At 69.3% G+C, this 18,433-nt stretch carries 18 protein-coding genes; 9 read left to right on the forward strand and 9 right to left on the reverse strand.

The window, feature by feature from the left end:
- Window positions 1–99 precede the first annotated feature (99 nt).
- Entirely contained in the window at window positions 100–810 is a 711-nt protein-coding gene (locus tag ABZ348_RS18200) for an ABC transporter permease (protein ID WP_358934139.1), read from the reverse strand.
- Window positions 810–1,592: an ABC transporter permease gene (locus ABZ348_RS18205; protein ID WP_358934305.1), complete on the reverse strand. Its 783-nt coding sequence runs from the start codon at window positions 1,590–1,592 to the stop codon at window positions 810–812. Before ABZ348_RS18205 ends, ABZ348_RS18200 begins: the two co-directional genes overlap by 1 nt.
- A gap of 147 nt (window positions 1,593–1,739) precedes the next feature.
- Between ABZ348_RS18205 and ABZ348_RS18210 the strand changes: the two genes are divergently transcribed.
- From ABZ348_RS18210 to ABZ348_RS18235, 6 genes are all read left to right on the forward strand, one after another.
- Window positions 1,740–2,912 (forward strand): betaine/proline/choline family ABC transporter ATP-binding protein, encoded by a 1,173-nt coding sequence (locus ABZ348_RS18210; protein WP_358934141.1) that lies wholly within the window; start codon window positions 1,740–1,742, stop codon window positions 2,910–2,912.
- 170 nt (window positions 2,913–3,082) lie between these two features.
- The gene (folP, locus tag ABZ348_RS18215) at window positions 3,083–3,922 is read left to right on the forward strand and encodes a dihydropteroate synthase (protein ID WP_358934143.1); all 840 of its coding nucleotides are present in this window, start codon (window positions 3,083–3,085) and stop codon (window positions 3,920–3,922) included.
- A complete protein-coding gene (locus ABZ348_RS18220) occupies window positions 3,919–4,377 on the forward strand; it encodes a nuclear transport factor 2 family protein (RefSeq protein WP_358934144.1) in 459 nt (152 codons plus the stop codon). The genes folP and ABZ348_RS18220 overlap by 4 nt, the downstream gene beginning before the upstream one ends.
- Window positions 4,378–4,654: 277 nt before the next feature.
- Entirely contained in the window at window positions 4,655–5,014 is a 360-nt protein-coding gene (gene folB / locus ABZ348_RS18225) for a dihydroneopterin aldolase (RefSeq protein WP_358934146.1), read from the forward strand.
- Window positions 5,011–5,598, forward strand: coding sequence for a 2-amino-4-hydroxy-6-hydroxymethyldihydropteridine diphosphokinase (gene folK, locus ABZ348_RS18230; protein ID WP_358934148.1), 588 nt, complete (start codon window positions 5,011–5,013; stop codon window positions 5,596–5,598). Before folB ends, folK begins: the two co-directional genes overlap by 4 nt.
- A 96-nt stretch (window positions 5,599–5,694) precedes the next feature.
- The gene (locus tag ABZ348_RS18235; RefSeq protein ID WP_358934307.1) at window positions 5,695–6,189 is read left to right on the forward strand and encodes a DUF3180 domain-containing protein; all 495 of its coding nucleotides are present in this window, start codon (window positions 5,695–5,697) and stop codon (window positions 6,187–6,189) included.
- Window positions 6,190–6,397: 208 nt separating this feature from the next.
- Here the strand turns inward: ABZ348_RS18235 and folE are convergent, their stop codons facing one another.
- From folE to dacB, 6 genes are all read right to left on the reverse strand, one after another.
- A complete protein-coding gene (gene folE, locus ABZ348_RS18240; protein WP_358934150.1) occupies window positions 6,398–7,003 on the reverse strand; it encodes a GTP cyclohydrolase I FolE in 606 nt (201 codons plus the stop codon).
- A 125-nt stretch (window positions 7,004–7,128) separates the two neighbouring features.
- On the reverse strand, window positions 7,129–9,150 hold the full coding sequence (gene ftsH / locus ABZ348_RS18245) for an ATP-dependent zinc metalloprotease FtsH (RefSeq protein ID WP_358934152.1): 2,022 nt from the start codon (window positions 9,148–9,150) through the stop codon (window positions 7,129–7,131).
- A 186-nt stretch (window positions 9,151–9,336) separates the two neighbouring features.
- A complete protein-coding gene (gene hpt / locus ABZ348_RS18250) occupies window positions 9,337–9,876 on the reverse strand; it encodes a hypoxanthine phosphoribosyltransferase (protein ID WP_358934309.1) in 540 nt (179 codons plus the stop codon).
- Between the two features lie 173 nt (window positions 9,877–10,049).
- On the reverse strand, window positions 10,050–11,243 hold the full coding sequence (gene tilS, locus ABZ348_RS18255) for a tRNA lysidine(34) synthetase TilS (protein ID WP_358934154.1): 1,194 nt from the start codon (window positions 11,241–11,243) through the stop codon (window positions 10,050–10,052).
- Window positions 11,244–11,513: 270 nt separating this feature from the next.
- Entirely contained in the window at window positions 11,514–12,644 is a 1,131-nt protein-coding gene (locus tag ABZ348_RS18260; RefSeq protein WP_358934156.1) for a zinc-dependent metalloprotease, read from the reverse strand.
- Window positions 12,645–12,781: 137 nt separating this feature from the next.
- Window positions 12,782–14,185, reverse strand: a complete 1,404-nt coding sequence (gene dacB / locus ABZ348_RS18265) for a D-alanyl-D-alanine carboxypeptidase/D-alanyl-D-alanine-endopeptidase (RefSeq protein WP_358934158.1) — start codon at window positions 14,183–14,185, stop codon at window positions 12,782–12,784.
- Between the two features lie 182 nt (window positions 14,186–14,367).
- Between dacB and ABZ348_RS18270 the strand changes: the two genes are divergently transcribed.
- Together ABZ348_RS18270 and ABZ348_RS18275 are read left to right on the forward strand one after the other, a co-directional pair.
- Complete coding sequence (locus tag ABZ348_RS18270) at window positions 14,368–14,862, forward strand: inorganic diphosphatase (protein WP_108151010.1); 495 nt, start codon at window positions 14,368–14,370, stop codon at window positions 14,860–14,862.
- A gap of 277 nt (window positions 14,863–15,139) precedes the next feature.
- Window positions 15,140–16,822, forward strand: a complete 1,683-nt coding sequence (locus ABZ348_RS18275) for a threonine/serine exporter family protein (protein ID WP_358934311.1) — start codon at window positions 15,140–15,142, stop codon at window positions 16,820–16,822.
- Window positions 16,823–16,974: 152 nt separating this feature from the next.
- On the opposite strand, the gene ABZ348_RS18280 is transcribed toward ABZ348_RS18275, so the two are convergent.
- The gene (locus ABZ348_RS18280) at window positions 16,975–17,691 is read right to left on the reverse strand and encodes a VTT domain-containing protein (protein ID WP_358934159.1); all 717 of its coding nucleotides are present in this window, start codon (window positions 17,689–17,691) and stop codon (window positions 16,975–16,977) included.
- A gap of 286 nt (window positions 17,692–17,977) precedes the next feature.
- On the opposite strand from ABZ348_RS18280, the gene ABZ348_RS18285 reads away from it, so the two are divergent.
- The gene (locus ABZ348_RS18285) at window positions 17,978–18,346 is read left to right on the forward strand and encodes a YbjQ family protein (protein WP_329021756.1); all 369 of its coding nucleotides are present in this window, start codon (window positions 17,978–17,980) and stop codon (window positions 18,344–18,346) included.
- Window positions 18,347–18,433: the final 87 nt, after the last annotated feature.

Genomic DNA, 18,433 nt, shown 5'->3' on the forward strand with positions numbered 1-18,433 from the left:
TCGCAGCGGCCGGCCGTTGCGGGGGTGGGCCACTGCAAACGGGAGGGAGCACACATCGACCTCGCCGCAGTGACGGTTTCGGTGACGGGCTTCCCGGACTCAGCCGGCGGACGGCACCGGAACCGGCTCCTTCCGCCGCCTCTGCGCAGGCTTCCGCAGGGGGTTGACCAATCGATCGGCCGCCACCAACACCACTTCCACCAGCAGGGCCAGTCCCGCCGCGAGGAGCGCGCCGGCCACCACCTGTGCAGTGTCGTAGGTGTTGAACCCCGCGGTGATGATCCGCCCCAACCCGCCCTGGCCGACCATGGAGGCGATCGTGGCCGTGGCCACCACCTGTACGGCCGCGGAGCGCAGACCGGTCATCAGCAGGGGGTAGGCCAAGGGGAGCTCGACCCGGAAGAAGAGCTGCCAGCCGGACATCCCCATGCCGCGGGCCGCCTCCACCACGGAACGATCCACCTCCCGCATCCCGACATAGGCGTTGGTGAGGAGCGGGGGCACCGCGAAGAGCACCAAGGCGATGATCGTCGGTGCATAGCCCGCGGTACGCAGCGGTGTGAGCATGAACAGGGCGAGCACGGCGAACACCGGTACCGCCCGGCCCGCGTTGGACACGTTGATCGCGAGCGCTCCCCCGCGCCCCAGATGACCGAGCCAGAGGGCGAGCGGCAGGGCGATGGCGCACGCCACCACGAGAGCGAACCCGCTCACGTACACGTGCTCCCCCAGGCGGTGCCAAGCACCACCTTCCCCCTCCCAGTTCGCCCCGGTGGTGAGCCATGCCCAGGCGTCGGCGAGGACTCCCATCAGTTCGCCCCCTCGACCGCGTGCGCATCTTCTCGCCGTGCCCCGTGGTGCGCCGCATCATGCCCGGACGGCGGTATTCGTTCCCGGGAGCGCGCGGGGGCGCTCTCCTGCGCCTTGGGCGTGCGCGTCCAGGGGGTGAGCAGCCTCTGGACCCCCAGGAGCAGGAGATCGGCGGTCACGGCCAGCAGCACACAGAGCACGGACGCGGTCAGCACCTGCGCCTTGAACGTCGTCTGCACTCCGTCGTCGATGAGATTGCCCAGCCCGCCCTTGCCCACCAGCGCGCCGACGGTCGTCAGGGCGACCGTGGAGACCGTCGCGATCCGCAGTCCGGCCATCACCGCGGGCAGTGCCAGGGGTAGTTCGACCTCCCACAGCAGCCGAACCGGGCCGTAGCCCATGCCGCGGGCGGCTTCCCGCGCATCGGCGGGCACCGCCGCGAGACCGGCCAGGACGTTCCGTACCAAGATGGTCAGCGAGTAGAGCACGAGACCTGTGACGACCAGCGCCGACGACAGTCCGAAGACGGGCAGCAGCAGCGAGAACATGGCCAGCGAGGGAATCGTGTACAGCAGGGTCGTCAGTCCGAGGACTGCACCGGCGAACGCGGGCTTGGCACGGGCGAGGAGAGCGAGGGGGAACGCCACGAGGAGCCCGATGACGACCGATGCAACGGTGATCCACACGTGCTCGACCGTCGCGTCCGTCAACTCCTGGCTGCGGCTGCGGAGGTACTCACCACAGATCCAGTCGTTGGCCGCCAGACAGCCCTGAGCGGCCAGCCGCATACTCATGTTCCCCTCCTCCCCGCCCACGCCGAACGTATGTCTGACGACCATAACCTTGGCCACTGACAATCGTCCGAGAGCCCACAGAGCGGCAACACGGCCTTCACACAGCACCTGCCACAACTGCCACAAGGGGGAACGATGATTCGCTTCGAGCACGTCACCAAGCGCTATCCGGACGGGACCACCGCCGTGGACGACCTGTCGTTCGAGGTCGCCGAGGGCGAACTGGTCACGCTCGTGGGGCCGTCCGGCTGCGGCAAGACGACCACGATGAAGATGGTCAACCGCCTGATCGAACCGACCGAAGGACGCATATCCCTGGCCGGTGAGGACATCTCCACCGTCGATCCGGTCACCCTGCGCCGCCGCATCGGCTATGTCATCCAGCAGGTGGGGCTCTTCCCCCACAAGACCGTCCTGGACAACACCGCTACCGTGCCCCACCTGCTGGGCTGGCAGCGGTCGAAGGCCCGGGCCCGGGCCGCCGAACTGCTGGACCTGGTGGGCCTCGACCCGTCCATCTACGGGAACCGCTACCCCGAGCAACTCTCCGGCGGCCAGCGCCAACGGGTCGGGGTGGCCCGGGCGCTCGCGGCCGATCCGCCCGTCCTGCTGATGGACGAGCCGTTCGGCGCCGTGGACCCCGTGGTGCGCGAGCACCTCCAGAACGAGTTCCTCAAGCTCCAGTCACAAGTCCGCAAGACCGTCCTGTTCGTCACCCACGACATCGAGGAGGCGGTTCGACTCGGCGACCGCATCGCCGTCTACGGACAGGGGCGGATCGAGCAGTTCGACGCCCCGGCCGCGGTGCTCGGCACCCCGGCCACGCCTTACGTCGCGGACTTCGTGGGCGCCGACCGCGGTCTCAAGCGTCTGTCGGTGACCCCCATCGAAGAGGGCGATCTGGAGCAGCCCCCGATCGTGCGTCTCGACGATCCGCTGCCCGCGGAGCTCGGCGCCCGCTGGGCGGTCGTCCTCGACGGTTCGGGCCATCTGCACGGCTGGCTCTCCGCCGAGCACGCGGGACCCGCCGCCGGATCGGCGACGGTGCGGGAGCGCGCCCGGCGGATGGACGCCCGGCTGCCGCTGGGCTCCTCGCTCAAGCAGGCGTTCGCCACGATGTTGCAGCACGACGCGGGGTGGATCGCCGTCGTCGACGGGGAGTCCGAACGCTTCCTGGGGGTCCTCACCCCGGGCAGGCTCCACGAGGCGCTGCGCCGCTCCATCGACGCCGACGCCCAGAACCTTCCCCGTACGGCGGTGGCGCTGGACTCCATCGGCACGGTTGCCAGCGGTCCGCAGCAGCCGTGACCGCCTCGGGCCGGACCCGCCGCCGGCGCTGCGGATCGCATCGACCTCACCACTCCCGGTGGCCGGGGCCGCTTCACCTGCCGTCGACGAGGGGAACATCGGGTGCCACCCCCGCACCTGGGGCAGCACCGGAGGCCGCGACTGTCGGCGGGCGGGCCTAGGCTGGACGTATGAGTACGTTGCGCGGGTTGCCGGAATGGGGTCGCTGTGCGGTCATGGGAGTCGTCAATGTGACACCCGACTCCTTTTCGGACGGCGGTCGCTGGTTCGACACCACCGCCGCGGTGAAACGGGGCCTCGACCTCGTCGCCGACGGGGCGGACCTCGTCGACGTCGGCGGTGAGTCCACCCGTCCCGGTGCCAGCCGGGTCGACGAGGAGGAGGAGTTGCGCCGGGTCGTCCCCGTCGTCCGCGGGCTGGTCGCCGAGGGCGTCACCGTCTCCGTGGACACCATGCGGGCCCGGGTGGCGGCCCGAGCGGTCGCCGCTGGCGCCATCCTCGTCAACGACGTCAGCGGTGGGCTCGCGGACCCCGAGATGGTGCCCGCGGTCGCCGCCGCCGAGGTGCCCTTCGTCGTGATGCACTGGCGCGGCTTCAGCCACGACATGAACAGCCGCGCGCTCTACGGGGACGTGGTCGCCGAAGTCACCACGGAACTGCGCGACCGGATGGCCGCCGTGGTCGACGGCGGCATCGACCCCGATCGCATCGTCATCGATCCCGGCCTCGGCTTCGCCAAGGAGGCCGCTCACGACCTGGCGCTGGTGGCGCACCTCCGTGATCTCGGCAGCCTCGGCCGCCCCCTGTTGGTCGCCGCGTCCCGGAAGCGGTTCCTCGGGCACGTACTGGCCAAGGACGGCACCCCACCACGCGCCAGGGAGCGGGACGCAGCAACCGCCGCGGTCTCCGCCATAGCCGCCCACGAGGGCGCCTGGGCCGTCCGGGTCCACGAAGTCCGGGCCACCGCGGATGCCGTACGGGTCGCACACGCCGTCGAGGCCGCCCGGTGAGCCGTACCGACATCGAGTTGGTCGAAGAGGCCAACACCACGTTCTACGAGACGATGGAGCGGGGGGACTTCCAGGCCCTCTCCGACCTCTGGCTGGACGACCAGATCTCCTGCATCCACCCCGGCTGGCCCGTGCTCTCCGGTCGCGGCGAAGTGCTGCGCTCCTATGCGCTCATCATGGCGAACACCGAGTACATCCAGTTCTTCCTGACCGATGTGCAAGTGAGCCTCGCCGGTGACACCGCCCTCGTCACTTGTACGGAGAACATCCTCAGCGGCGGCCCGGCGGAGGAGAGCGGTGAGCTGGGACCCCTCGTGGGACAGCTGGTCGTCGCCACCAACGTCTTCCGCCGCACGCCGGACGGGTGGCGTATCTGGTCCCACCACGGGTCTCCCGTCCTCACCGAGAGCGACGACGAAGAAACGGGCGGGGAGGACGAGGAATCCCCCGCCTGAGGATTTCGCCGCCGGAGGTTCCCCCGCCGAGCAACCGGCCGCGGTGCGATCTCGGGGTGCGATCGTCCGCCGGCCGCGTGGCTGATTGTCGTACGCGTCCGTCATCGGGTTTGGCTGACCATGCCCCGGGCAAACGCCCGATCCAGCCGCCAGCAGCCCCGCCACCGCACCCCGTGAGCGAGTGGTGTCAGTGGTCGCAGGTAGATTCGATTGGGGACAGGAACCGCTCGGCGGCGGTCCGGTGCCCGTCAGACCTACGACAGCAGGAGTGATTCGCGTGGATCGTGTCGCGCTGCGCGGCCTCAAGGCCCGCGGGCACCATGGCGTCTTTCCCCGGGAGCGCGAGGAAGGCCAGACCTTCATCGTCGACCTGGCGCTCAGCATCGACACCCGCCCCGCAGCGGCCGACGACGACCTGGCGAAGACCGTGCACTACGGCATCGTGGCCGAGGAGGTCGTGGCGGTCGTCGAGGGCGAGCCCGTCGACCTCATCGAAACCCTGGCCGAGCGCATCGCGCAGACCTGCCTCAAACACGACGGTGTCGAAGAGGTCGAGGTGGTGGTCCACAAGCCGGACGCCCCGATCACGGTGCCCTTCGACGACGTCACCATCACCATCACCCGGAGCCGAGTATGAGCGACCCCACCGTGCAGCCGGTTCCGGCTTCCGTCGTCGAGCAGGTGGACGCGGCGGACGCCACCCTCTCCAACCCCAAGCGGGCCGTGGTCTCCCTCGGCTCGAACCTGGGCAACCGCCTGGAGACCCTCCAGGGTGCGATCGACGCCCTGGAGGACACCCCCGGGGTCCGCGTCAAAGCGGTCTCCCCGGTCTACGAGACGGAGCCCTGGGGTGTCGACCCCGGCTCCCAGCCGTCGTACTTCAATGCGGTGGTGGTCTTGAAGACGACCCTGCCGCCGGTTTCCCTCCTGGAGCGCGGGCAGGCCATCGAGGAGGCGTTCGACCGGGTCCGCGAGGAGCGTTGGGGCCCGCGGACCATAGACGTCGACATCGTCACCTACGCGGACGTCGAGTCGGACGATCCCGCTCTCACCCTGCCGCACCCGCGGGCCCACCAGCGCGCCTTCGTGCTCGCCCCCTGGCTCGAAGTCGACCCGGAGGCACAGTTGCCGGGCCACGGTCCGGTGGCGGGACTGTTGCAGGGCGTGGGCCAGAGTGGCGTGCACGCCCGCACCGATCTGGAACTTCGACTGCCCGAGTAGTCGTTAGGCTCTTGCGTTGAAGGTGCACCCCGCCGTGCGCCTACGCATGATCTTTTGCAGATGGGACGGCAAGGTGAGGAAGGGCGTGCTCTCTCGGTGAAGCAACTGCGGCTCGGAGTGCTGGCCGGTCTCTTCGTCGGTGCCGGGGTGCTGTCCTGGGCGGGCGCCCGCCTCTGGGAATCCTTCGGCAGTCTGCCGAGCGTGCCACTGGCCGCCCCCATCGTGTTGGCGGCGATCGCCGCCGTACTGACGGCCACGGCCCTGTCGCTGCGATCCCGGCTGAAGGCCCAGCGGGAGCGCCGGCCGGGAGCCAAGGGAGTGGAGCCGCTGATGGCGGCCCGCGCGGTGGTCTTCGGCCAGGCGAGCGCACTGGTCGCGGCTCTGGTCAGCGGGATGTACGGGGGCACGGGAGTGTTTCTGCTGGGCTCGCTGGACATTCCGTCCCGACGGGACCAGGCGATCTACGCGGGGTTCTCCGTCCTGGCAGGGGTCGCGGTGATCGCGGCGGCGTTCTTCCTGGAGCGGGTGTGCCGCCTTCCTGACGACAGCGACCCCGGCAACACCACCGGGCCCGGGCCGGCCCACGCGTAGTCCTCCGTAGGCCCGATCCCACCCAGCGAAGCACCCCACCCGAGTACAGAGCGCCGTTCCGCGCCCGCGGTCGCTCCCGGGCGCCCCACGAGCAGCGGGGCCCTGGATGCCCCTTCGACCGGCTCCCCCGTCCGACGCTCCAGCGCGAACGCCCTGGGTCGAGTGCTCACACGCCCGTCTGCCTGTCGTGCCCTGGCACGCACACTCCCTAGCGGGCCATGATCAAACTCATGGCCTCCGCACGCGTCGCAGGATCCCGCAGCTGCCCGCGAACCGCCGAGGTGATCGTTTTTGCACCCGGCTTGCGGACTCCGCGCATCGTCATGCACATGTGCTCGCACTCGACTACCACGATCACTCCGCGCGGTTCGAGGATCTCCATCAGCGAATCCGCGATCTGCGTGGTCAGCCGTTCCTGGACCTGGGGTCGGCGGGCGAACACGTCCACCAGCCGGGCCAGCTTGGACAGGCCCGTGATCTTCCCGTCGCTCGAAGGGATGTAGCCGACGTGCGCCACACCGACGAACGGGACCAGATGGTGCTCACAGCTGCTCATGACCTCGATGTCCTTCACCAGGACCATCTCGTCATGGCCGAGGTCGAAGGTCGTCGTGAGCACATCGCGCGGCTGCTGCCACAGTCCGGCGAAGATCTCCCGGTAGGCCCGGGCGACCCGCGCAGGGGTCTCCCGCAGCCCCTCCCGGTCCGGGTCCTCCCCAACCGCGATGAGCAACTCGCGTACGGCGTTCTCGGCTCGCTTCTCGTCGAACTCGCCGGTCGTGCCTTCGCCGTCCAGCGTCACCGGGTCGGTCATGTGTGCCTCGTTCCTCTTGCTCTGGCCTGCGGTCATACAAATGCCGCGTCCCCCCAGGCTAAAACCTGGGGGGACGCGGCAGCCATCCTGAGAGCGGTGTGATCAGAGCGACACCGCTCGCGGCATCAGCTCTCCGGACGCTCTTCCGGCACTGCTTCGACACCCGGCGCGGCTTCGGTCGGCGTGGAGCCGTTCCCCGCCACCGCCCCGTTGGTCAGGGCCAACTCCTTCGGCGAGAGCACCGGAGGGCGTGTCGAAGGCGTACGACGGGAGGACCCGGTCCACGCCGGGCGAGCCGGACGCTTCACGATGGTCGCGAAGACCTCCGCGATCTGCTCCTTGCCCAGCGTCTCCTTCTCCAACAGTTCGAGAACGAGGTTGTCGAGGACGTCACGGTTCTCGACGAGGATCTCCCACGCTTCGTTGTGGGCGGTCTCGATGAGCTTCTTGACCTCTTCGTCGACCAGTGCCGCGACCTCTTCGGAGTAGTCCCGCTGGTGCGACATCTCCCGGCCCAGGAAGGGCTCGGTGTTGTCGCCGCCGAACTTGATCGCACCGAGCCGCTCGGTCATGCCGTACTGCGTGACCATCGCGCGGGCCGTTGCCGTGGCCTTCTCGATGTCGTTCGCAGCGCCGGTGGTCGGGTCGTGGAACACGAGCTCCTCGGCCGCGCGCCCGCCCAGCATGTAGGCCAGCTGGTCGAGCATCTCGTTGCGCGTGGTCGAGTACTTGTCCTCTTCCGGCAGGACCATGGTGTAACCCAGGGCCCGACCGCGGGAGAGGATCGTGATCTTGTGCACCGGGTCGGAGTTCGGTGAAGCCGCCGCGACCAGGGCGTGACCGCCCTCGTGGTACGCGGTGATCTTCTTCTCCTTGTCCGACATGATGCGGGTCCGCTTCTGCGGGCCCGCGACCACACGGTCGATCGCCTCGTCCAGCGCGTGGTTGTCGATGAGCTTCTTGTCGCTGCGCGCGGTGAGCAGCGCGGCTTCGTTCAGCACGTTCGACAGGTCGGCGCCGGTGAAACCGGGCGTGCGCCGGGCGACAGCGCCCAGGTCCACGTCCGGAGCGACCGGCTTGCCCTTCTGGTGAACCTTGAGGATCTCCAGACGGCCCTGCATGTCCGGACGGTCGACGGCGATCTGCCGGTCGAAACGGCCGGGCCGCAGCAGCGCCGGGTCGAGGATGTCAGGCCGGTTGGTGGCGGCGATCAGGATGACGCCGCCCTTCACGTCGAAGCCGTCCATCTCGACGAGGAGCTGGTTGAGCGTCTGCTCCCGCTCGTCGTGTCCACCGCCGAGACCGGCGCCGCGGTGCCGTCCGACGGCGTCGATCTCATCGACGAAGACGATCGCCGGAGCGTTCGCCTTCGCCTGCTCGAAGAGGTCGCGCACTCGGGAGGCACCGACACCGACGAACATCTCGACGAAGTCGGAACCGGAGATCGAGTAGAACGGGACGCCGGCCTCACCGGCGACGGCACGGGCGAGCAACGTCTTGCCCGTACCGGGCGGGCCGTACAGCAGCACGCCCTTGGGAATCTTGGCGCCGACCGCCTGGAACTTGGCCGGCTCCTGGAGGAACTCCTTGATCTCGTGGAGTTCCTCGACGGCCTCGTCGGACCCCGCCACATCGGCGAAGGTCGTCTTCGGGGTGTCCTTGGTGATCAGCTTGGCCTTGGACTTCCCGAAGTTCATGACTCGGGAGCCGCCGCCCTGCATCTGGTTCATCAGGAACAGGAAGACCACGACGATCAGCACGAAGGGCAGCAGGGAAAGCAGCACCGAGATGAACGGGCTCTGCTTCGACGGCGAGACGGTGTAACCCTTCTCGATGTCACCGGCCTCGTACTTCGTCTGAAGCTTGTCGGCGAGATCGGCGCCCTGGGTGCCGATGTAGCTCGCCTGGATCTTGTTGCTGCCCTTGACCTTGACGTCGTCCTTCAGGTCGACCTTGATGATCTGCTCGTCGCCGGTGGTCAGCTTGACCTGGTCGACCTGGTTCTTGTCGATCGCCTGGACGACCTGGCCGGTGTCCACTGTCTTGTAGCCGCCGGACGAGCCGACGACATTCATCAACACGACCACGGCGAGGACGGCCAGCACGATCCACATGACCGGCCCACGGAAGTATCGCTTCACGTCCATCCATACGGAGCGGATTCGCCCCGTCCCTCCTGCCCGTAGGTAAATGCTGCTGTGAGAAAAGACTGTTCTTCGGACGGTACCCCAGCATCGCCACCGTGACCGCACGGTACGGCTGACAAACCCGCCCTCCCATGCTCCAACGGCGCGAGACGGGCCATGGTTCCCGTTGGGCCCGGCCCTCCTGGCTCAGCCGCCGTAGACGTGGGGCGCGAGCGTACCGACGAAGGGGAGATTGCGGTACTTCTCGGCGTAATCAAGTCCATAGCCAACGACGAACTCGTTGGGAATGTCGAACCCGATCCACTTCACGTCGATGGCGACCTTGGCCGCGTCCGGCTTGCGCAGCAACGTACACACCTCGATGGAGGCGGGCTCGCGCGAGCCGAGGTTGGAGAGCAGCCAGGACAGGGTGAGCCCGGAGTCGATGATGTCCTCGACGATCAGGACGTGCTTGCCCTTGATGTCGGTGTCGAGGTCCTTGAGGATGCGGACGACGCCGGAGGACTGGGTACCCGCGCCGTAGGACGACACGGCCATCCAGTCCATGGTGACGGCGCTGGAGAGGGACCGTGCCAGGTCTGCCATCACCATCACCGCGCCCTTGAGGACACCGACGAGAAGCAGATCCTTGCCCGCGTACTCAGCGTCGATCTTCGCGGCGAGCTCCGTCAGCTTCGCGTCGATCTCTTCCTTGGTGATGAGCACCGACTGAAGGTCGGTGCCCATGTCCTTCTCGTTCACGCGGTCGCTTTCTTTCGAGCGGGTTCCGGGGCTCCCCCGGGTCAGCACGGCCTGGCGATCCGGGGTCCGGGCGTGTCCCCGGGCCCAGCGCGGTGTCTGCCTGGGCTCAGGGAGCGTTCCCGGGTGACCTCAGCCGCTGTGCTTGTGCCGCGACTGCGTCAGCCTTGCCGGATGACAAGTCTGCCACTCTGCCGGCGTGCCTCGACGCGGCCGGGCAGATTGATGCCGCCCTGGCCCCGCCAGCCGGTGATCAGTCGATCGACTTCCTCGATGTGGCGGGCGAAGAGCGAACCGGCGGGCGCGCCCGCGTCGATCACGGCGCGGCGCAGCACCCGCCGTCGGACGGCGGGCGGCAGGGCGTAGAGCTTGGCGCATTCCAGTTGGCCGCTCTCGTCCCGTACGGACGCCTCCGCGTCGGCGGCCCAACTGTCGAGGGCGTCCGCGTCGTCGCGGGAGAGTTGCGCGGTGCGGGCCAGGGCTTCGACGACGCCCTTGCCCAACGCCTTCTCCAGGGCGGGCAGGCCCTCGTGACGCAGTCGGGAGCGGGTGTACGCGGGGTCGGCGTTGTGGGGGTCGTCCCAGACGGGCAGCGATTGGGCCATGCAGGCCTTGCGGGCGGTCTGCCGGTCGATGTGGAGGAAGGGGCGGCGGTAGCGCCCGGAGGAGCCCGAGACGGCTGCCATTCCGGAGAGCGAGCGGATGCCGGATCCGCGGGCGAGCCCCAGCAGGACGGTTTCCGCTTGGTCGTCGCGGGTGTGACCGAGGAGCACGGCGGCGGCACCGTGGCGCTCTGCGGCTTCGTCGAGTGCGGCGTAACGAGCGTCTCGGGCAGCGGCTTCGGGGCCGCCTTCGCGCCCCACTTCGACGGTGACCGCTTCGACGGGGTCGAGCCCCATAGAGGAGAGCCGGACCGCCACTTCGGCGGCGCGCAGGTCGGAGCCGTCCTGAAGGCCGTGGTCAACGGTGATGCCACCGGCGCGGACGGAGAGTTTGCGGGCCTCGAAGGCGAGGGCGGAGGCGAGGGCCATCGAGTCGGCACCGCCGGAGCAGGCGACGAGCACGAGGGGCGGCTGTCCGGCGGGGGCGGCACGGCCGGAGGGGTACGGATCCTGCGCACGGGGTCCGGAGCCGAAGGAACCGGAGCGCGCCAGGGAGCTCGCCGCTCCGGAGGGCGCCGCCGGTACGGAGGCGGTGGCGCAGGCGGCGGCAGCCGCGTGGCTCAGGCGCGCCGCACGCTCGGCGGGTGGGGCGGGGGTGCCCTGCGCGAGGTGGGAGGCATATTCGTTGAGTACGTCGTGGAGTACGCGGCGGACCGCCAGGCGTATCGCCGCGACCGCTGGATGGGGACCCATGTCCGGTGCCCTTCATGGAGAGGATGGGGGGTGCCTCGGTCGAATCGGAGCGGGAGCTTCGGAGCTTCGGAGGTCTGGTGTTTCGGTGGTTCTGAGACTCGAACGCTTCCGAGTGGAAGAAAGTCACTCAGAGTGCGTCGATGGTGACAGAACCGAGCCGTTCCCCGAGCATCGCACGCCTATCTACGGGCTACGGTCCCTCGGATGGGTGATGCTGCGCCCTCCGGGGGGCGTCCCCCGACCCCCTGAGGGCGCACGGCCCTCCCGCGCCTAGGAGTCTGCCTTTCGGTGCACCCGCGCAACCCAGTCGGCGGGTTTGGCGATCTCCGCCTTGGTCGGGAGGGTGTTGGGGGAGGTCCACACGCGGTTGAAGCCGTCCATGCCCACCTCCTCCACGACGGCGCGGACGAAACGCTCTCCGTCGCGGTACTGGCGCAGTTTCGCATCTAGGCCCAGCAGCTTGCGGAGCGCCTGGTCGAGTCGGCTCGCTCCGCGGGCCCTGCGCTGTTGGAACTTCTCCCGGATCTCGGCCACCGAGGGCACCACGGCCGGGCCCACGCCGTCCATCACGAAGTCGGCGTGCCCTTCGAGGAGTGACATCACTGCGGTGAGCCGGCCGAGGATCTCCCGCTGGGCGGGTGTCTGGACCAGTTCCACGATGGACCGTCCGCTGTCGTCCCGTTCGCCTTCGGGGCGCGCTCCCGACAGTGACTGGGCGGCCTCGCGGAGGCGTTCCAGGACCGTCATCGGGTCCATCTCCGTCTCACCGAGGAAGGACTGGATCTCGCCTTCGAGGTGGTCGCGCAGCCAGGGCACTCCGGTGAACTGCGTGCGGTGGGTCTCCTCGTGCAGGCAGACCCAGAGTCGGAAGTCGTGGGGGTCGACGTCGAGTTCCCGCTCGACGTGGACGATGTTGGGGGCGACCAGCAGGAGCCGCCCGCCGCCGTTGGAACCGGCGGGCAGATCACGCGTGGCCGGCGCGAAGGTCTCGTACTGGCCGAGGACCCGGGAGGCGAGGAAGGAGAGCAGCATCCCCAACTCGACGCCGGTGACCTTGCCGCCCACCGCGCCCAGCACCGCGCCGCCGGGACCGCCGGAGCGCCGGTCCTGCATCTTCTCCAGCAGGGGCTTCAGCAGTTCGCGGAATCCCGCCACGTTGGCTTTGATCCAACCGGCCCGGTCCACCACCAGGACGGGGGTGTCTTCGGGCTGATGGCTCTCGGGGATCATCCGGGTGAAGCCCCGTACATGTTCCTCTGAGGCCTTTGCGTGTCGCCTTAGCTCGGCGACGACCGCACGCGCCTCGTCCTTGCTCACGTCAGGCCCTGGCCGCACGAGGCGGGTCGCGGTCGCCACCGCGAGATTCCAGTCGACCATCTCGGCACCACCGATGCTCGTCATGCGTCAACCGTACGTGGTGGGTCCGGGCTGCGGTGAGGTGATGAAAGCCGCCTGGTGGAACCGTTGACCGGCGGCGAGTGGAGATCGGCCCCGTCCCGCGCTCGGGGACGTCCCGGCTTCCCACCCCGCGGGGGGCGCTACGAGACGAGGGCCGTCGCGAGTCGATCGAGCACCGGTTGGGCCTCGTCGCGGGACGGGGTCTTGCCGGCGAGGAAGGCGAAGGCAAGCAGCCGACCGTCTGCGGAGACCACGGTTCCGGCCAGCGAGCTCACACCCGTGAGCGTCCCCGTTTTGGCGCGAACCAGCCCTGTCCCGGGGGCCTGGTCGGCGTAGCGGGATTCGAGCGTCCCGCTGAATCCGGCGATGGGCAGGCCCGTGAGGACCGATCGCAGTTCGGGCTTCGACGGATCGGCCGCTCGGCTGAGGAGGGCGGTCAGGAGGTGCGCAGAGAGGCGGGCGCGCCGGTCGAGTCCGCTGCCGTCGGTCAGCCGGGCGCCCTTCAGCGGCAGTCCGAGACCGGCCAGCCTCTGGTGCACCGCGCGTCCGGCCCCGGCGAAGCTCGCCTCCTGGCGGGAGGCGAGTGCGGTCTGTCGGGCGAGCGCCTCCGCAAGGTCGTTGTCGCTGTCGGTCAACATCCGCTCGACCAGGGCGGAGAGCGGGGCGGACAGCACGCGCGCCACGGGCTCGGCCGTACGGGGTACGACGGTGGCGACGGGCTTGGTGATCACACGGACCCCACGGGCCTCAAGGAGTTGTTCGAAGGCCCTGGCCGCGGCGCCCGCGGGGTCGGCGACCCGCTCCGAGTCGCCGGTGGCATAGGGGTCCTTGCGCCCCTGGTCGACCATCAGCGCGGTGACGGGCGCCAGGTTTCCGTTCTTCCCGATGCGGTGTCGGACCGGCCCCCGGTAGAGGGACTTGTCGTAGGTGAGACGCACCGCAGTCGCCGACCGCTCGCGCAGGACCTTCGCGGTCCGGTCGGCGAGGGTGGCCAGGGCGGACTGGCTCAGGGTGGCATCGCCGCCCCCGACCAGGGTCAACTCCCGGGCGTCGGCGGAGAGCACAGCGGTGGTGGGAATGCGGTGCTCGGGCCCCAACGCGGTGAGGGCGGCGATCGCTGTTGCGACCTTGACGGTGGACGCGGGCGGCATCGGTGTGGCCGCGCCCTGGCCGAAGAGCTGTCGTCCAGTGGAGACGTCGACGACGGAGGCGGTACGGAGCGGACCGAGGCCGGGATCGCGCAGCAGGGCGCCCAACTCCTTGCCGAGGCCGACGACGGCCTTCCCGTCCACCGGCCCGGCCGTGGCCCGGGCGGTGCCGATCGCGCTGAGCACACCGGGTGCGCTGGGGGCGGGTGCGGGCCCTCGGTCGACCGGTCGGCGGTGATCTGCGCCACCTGACGTATTCTGTGCAGCCGCCCACTGCTTTTCGGCCTTACGCTGGCCGGAGTCCCAGGGGCCGGCCGCTGCCACCGCCCCGGCGGCGAGGGCCAACCCCACCACGGCGGCGCCCGCGGCGAGCTGCCACGTCCTGACCACCGGCACCTCGACCAGCCCCTTTCGCGATCACACACCTGCGTGAGGGACACTTAATCACCAGAACTGCGTCTTGCCGCGAGCACGGCACCCCCGGTCAGGGCCATCGGCCACTCGTCTGGGGGTCCGGGGATGTCCCCGGAAGGGCACAGCATCACCGGACGTATGTGTTAATCATGGAGGAGCCACCCGTGGAGTTCGACGTCACCATCGAGATCCCGAAGGGTTCGCGGAACAAGTACGAGGTGGACCATGAGACGGGTCGTATCCGCCTGGACCGTCGACTCTTCACCTCGACCAGCTACCCGGCCGACTACGGCTTCGTCGAGAACACCCTCGGCGAGGACGGCGACCCGCTGGACGCGCTGGTCATCCTGGACGAGCCGACCTTCCCCGGCTGTCTGATCAAGTGCCGTGCCATCGGCATGTTCCGCATGACCGACGAGGCGGGTGGCGACGACAAACTGCTCTGCGTTCCGGCCTCCGACCCGCGCGTCGAGCACCTGCGCGACATCCACCACGTGTCGGAGTTCGACCGCCTGGAGATCCAGCACTTCTTCGAGGTCTACAAGGACCTGGAGCCCGGCAAGTCCGTCGAGGGCGCCAACTGGGTGGGCCGGACCGAGGCCGAGGCCGAGATCGAGGCTTCCTACAAGCGCCTTGAGGCGCAGGGCGGCGCGCACTGACGCCGCAGCACCACGACGCCACCACGGGCGGGCCACCCTTCGGGGGTGTCCCGCCCGTGGTGCGTGGGCAGCAGATCACCTGCGTACGGGCCCGGGGGCGGGCTGCCGCGGAGGTGAGGGTGCACATCAGCGCGCCTTCGGGTTCGCGCACATACTGGGCCTGAACCGGCGGTGACCGAGGGAGCGAGGACGGTACGTGGTGGCGGAGCCGGAAGGTCGAGGTCCAAGGGGCCCCGGACCAAGGGGTCCGGAGGACGCACGGGATTCTGCCCGGTCGATCCGCGGCCGGGAGGGATCGGGTCGGCCGCACCAGGCCGCGGATCGACCGGGCACCGAGAAGCCCCAGTCCGACGAGGCCCATTCGGCCTTCACCCCACCGGCCGGCTTCGGTGCCACCGAGGCGTCGGAGGAGGACCAACCGACGTCGGAGTTCTCCGCTCCGGCCGGTACGACCGCTGAGGTCCCGATCGAGCAGGAAGGTTCCGCCTTCGCTCCCCCCAGCACGTACAGCGCCCGCCGCTCGCCGCCGGCCTTCACCCCGGCCCAGGGCATCGCCGAGGTCCGGTTGGTCAAGGACGCGCCCTGGCAGGACCGGATGCGCACCATGCTGCGGATGCCAGTGGGCGAGCGCCCGATCCCCGAGACCGCTCAGCGTCACGAAGAGGGCGGACCGGCCGTCCCCCGCGTACTCGACCTGACCCTGCGCATCGGCGAGCTGCTGCTCGCCGGCGGCGAGGGCGCCGAGGACGTCGAGGCGGCGATGTTTGCGATCACACATTCCTACGGGCTCGACCGCTGCGAACCCACCGTCACCTTCACCCTGCTGTCGATCACCTATCAGCCCTCCCTGGTCGACGACCCGGTGACCGCCAACCGGACGGTTCGCCGCAGGGCCACCGACTACACCCGACTGGCCGCCGTCTACCGGTTGGTCCACGACATCAGCACCCCCGAGACCGGGGTGACGCTGGAGGAGGCGTACCGCCGGCTCGCGGAGATCCGCCGCAATCGGCACCCGTACCCCGGTTGGGCGCTCACGGTCGCCGGCGGTCTGTTGGCCGGAGCCGCGTCCGTCCTGGTCGGCGGCAATGTGCTGGTCTTCTTGGCGGCTGCCATCGGGGCCATGCTCGGCGACCGGCTGGCCTGGCTGTTCGCCGGGCGTGGGCTGCCGGAGTTCTACCAGTTCGTGGCGGCTGCGATGCCCCCCGCGGCGATGGGCGTGGCCCTCACCCTGTCGCCGTTGGACGTGCGGGCCTCCGCGGTGATCACCGGTGGGCTGTTCGCCCTGATCCCCGGACGGGCCCTGGTCGCCGGCGTGCAGGACGGCCTGACCGGCTTCTACATCACGGCGGCGGCACGACTGTTGGAAGTCGGCTACTTGATCGTCGGCATCGTGGTCGGGGTGTTGAGCGTGCTCTATCTGGGGCTCGCGCTGGATGCGAGCCTCACCCCCGAGACCGCGGTGCACGCCGTGGAACGCCCCGAAGTGCAACTGCTCGCCGCCATGGCACTGTCGCTGTGCTTCGCCGTACTGCTCCAACAGGAACGGGACACGGTCCTGCTGGTGACCTTGAACGGCGGCGTCGCCTGGGTGATCTACGGAGCGCTCGCGAACACGGCGGACGTGCCGCCGGTCGCGGCGACCGCCGCGGCGGCCGGGCTGGTGGGCCTGTTCGGACAGATGCTGTCGCGCTATCGATTTGCTTCCGCACTGCCCTATGTGACGGCGGCGATCGGACCGCTGCTGCCGGGTAGCGCGACCTACTTCGGTCTGCTGGCCATCGCCCAGGGCGAGCTGAACACCGGTCTGGCGTCGCTGTCGAAGGCCGCCGCGCTGGCGCTGGCCATCGCGATCGGGGTCAACCTGGGCGGCGAGATCTCCCGTCTCTTCCTGCGGGTGCGGCGAGGCGGGGAGACGGCCGAACCCCGTCGGGCGGCGAAGCGTACGCGAGGCTTCTGACGCCCGGTCCGACGCTGGAGGCCCGCCTTGCGGCGCCCCCAATCCGGGGGCTCGCCCACGCACACCGGGCCCAACGCACGGTCCCCGCGTACGAGCCGTACGCGGGGACCGTGGCGAGAATTCGTCGTGGAGTGGGGGCGGGAGCGGGGCGCTCAGCGCTTGGCGTGCCGACCGCGCTGCACCGGGCCCGGGCCCTGGCCCTGGCTGCCGTCGTCACCGGTGGTGGCGGCTGCCGCTGCGGCCTTCTTGCCCTGGGAGCGGGCGCGCAGCACCTCGATCACGATCGGCAGCACCGAGAGCAGCACGATCAGGATGAGGATCTTCTCGATGTGCTGGTGCACGAAGTCGATCTTGCCGAGCATGGCGCCCAACAGGGTGACGCCCGCGCCCCACAGCACGCCACCGACGATGTTGTACGTGATGAACGAGCGGTAGTTCATCCGGCTGACACCGGCGATGATCGGCGTGAACGTCCGCACGATGGGCACGAAGCGCGCGAGGACGAGGGACTTCGGACCGTACTTCTCGAAGAACTCGTGGGCCTTCTCGACGTTCTCCTGCTTGAAGAGACGGGAGTCGGGGCGCTTGAAGAGGGCGGGTCCGACCTTGCGCCCGAAGAGATAGCCGACCTGGTCCCCTATGACGGCCGCAAGGACGATCAGGGAGCAGATGGCCCACAGGGGCAGGGTGTCGAGCGTGCCCGTGGTCACCAACAGGCCCGTGGTGAACAGCAGCGAGTCACCCGGCAGGAAGAACCCGATGAGCAGACCTGACTCGGCGAAGACGATGACCAGGACGCCGATGAGGCCGAAGGTGTTGATCAGGTAGTCCGGGTCCAGCCAGCTCGGTCCGAGCGCGAGGGTAGTCACGAGGTCCTGGCTCCAAGAGTCAGAGATCTGCCATAGATCGGTGATCGGGGGATCGGCGAAGACGGCCGCCGACCCACGCTATCAACGCATTGGCCCTGCTAGGCGTTCCAACGGCCCCCTCAGGATGCACTGTGCCAGCACCGGTACAAAGCTGTACGACAGAGGTCTCTCGGGAAAGCCCCAAAAACCCTGCAAAGTCCAACGAACTCCCTTGGGGCCAGAGAGACGGTTGATCGATGGGGGAACCCTCGGTACGGGAAATCCCCCGCCAAGGAAGGCGGACGGCATGGGCATCGATGACTTCGGCGGTGGACAGGGACCCCACCCGGACGTTCTGGTGGTCACCACCAATGACGTGCCTGGGTACGAGGTGCGGCAGATCATCGGTGAGGTCTTCGGGCTCACGGTCCGCTCCCGTCATCTGGGGAGCCAGATCGGGGCGGGCCTCAAGTCGATGATCGGCGGCGAGCTGAAGGGGCTGACCAAGACGCTGGTGGAGACCCGCAACCAGGCGATGGACCGGCTCATCGAGCAGGCCAGGGTACGGGGAGCCAATGCAGTGCTGATGTTCCGCTTCGATGTGACGGAAGCGGCTGATGTGGGTACAGAGGTCTGTGCTTACGGTACGGCGGCGGTGATCGCACCGCGCGGTTGACCGGAACTCGCCGCCCGCACGGTGAGTCACGGCGCGCACGGAAGGGCGCTGCCTCCATGGAGGAAGGCGTCGGCGCCCCGAAAAACC

Source organism: Streptomyces sp. NPDC005963 (assembly GCF_040638655.1).
In the GTDB taxonomy this organism is placed as follows: Bacteria; Actinomycetota; Actinomycetes; order Streptomycetales; family Streptomycetaceae; genus Streptomyces.

Excerpts from the sequence above, each read along its gene's own strand:
- ftsH (WP_358934152.1), bottom strand. The coding sequence starts at position 9,150 with ATGGACGTGAAGCGATACTTCCGTGGGCCGGTCATGTGGATCGTGCTG.
- ABZ348_RS18285 (WP_329021756.1), top strand. The coding sequence starts at position 17,978 with ATGGGCATCGATGACTTCGGCGGTGGACAGGGACCCCACCCGGACGTT.
- folP (WP_358934143.1), top strand. The coding sequence starts at position 3,083 with ATGAGTACGTTGCGCGGGTTGCCGGAATGGGGTCGCTGTGCGGTCATG.
- tilS (WP_358934154.1), bottom strand. The coding sequence starts at position 11,243 with ATGGGTCCCCATCCAGCGGTCGCGGCGATACGCCTGGCGGTCCGCCGC.
- folE (WP_358934150.1), bottom strand. The coding sequence starts at position 7,003 with ATGACCGACCCGGTGACGCTGGACGGCGAAGGCACGACCGGCGAGTTC.
- hpt (WP_358934309.1), bottom strand. The coding sequence starts at position 9,876 with ATGGGCACCGACCTTCAGTCGGTGCTCATCACCAAGGAAGAGATCGAC.
- ABZ348_RS18200 (WP_358934139.1), bottom strand. The coding sequence starts at position 810 with ATGGGAGTCCTCGCCGACGCCTGGGCATGGCTCACCACCGGGGCGAAC.
- ABZ348_RS18210 (WP_358934141.1), top strand. The coding sequence starts at position 1,740 with ATGATTCGCTTCGAGCACGTCACCAAGCGCTATCCGGACGGGACCACC.
- ABZ348_RS18260 (WP_358934156.1), bottom strand. The coding sequence starts at position 12,644 with ATGACGAGCATCGGTGGTGCCGAGATGGTCGACTGGAATCTCGCGGTG.
- folK (WP_358934148.1), top strand. The coding sequence starts at position 5,011 with ATGAGCGACCCCACCGTGCAGCCGGTTCCGGCTTCCGTCGTCGAGCAG.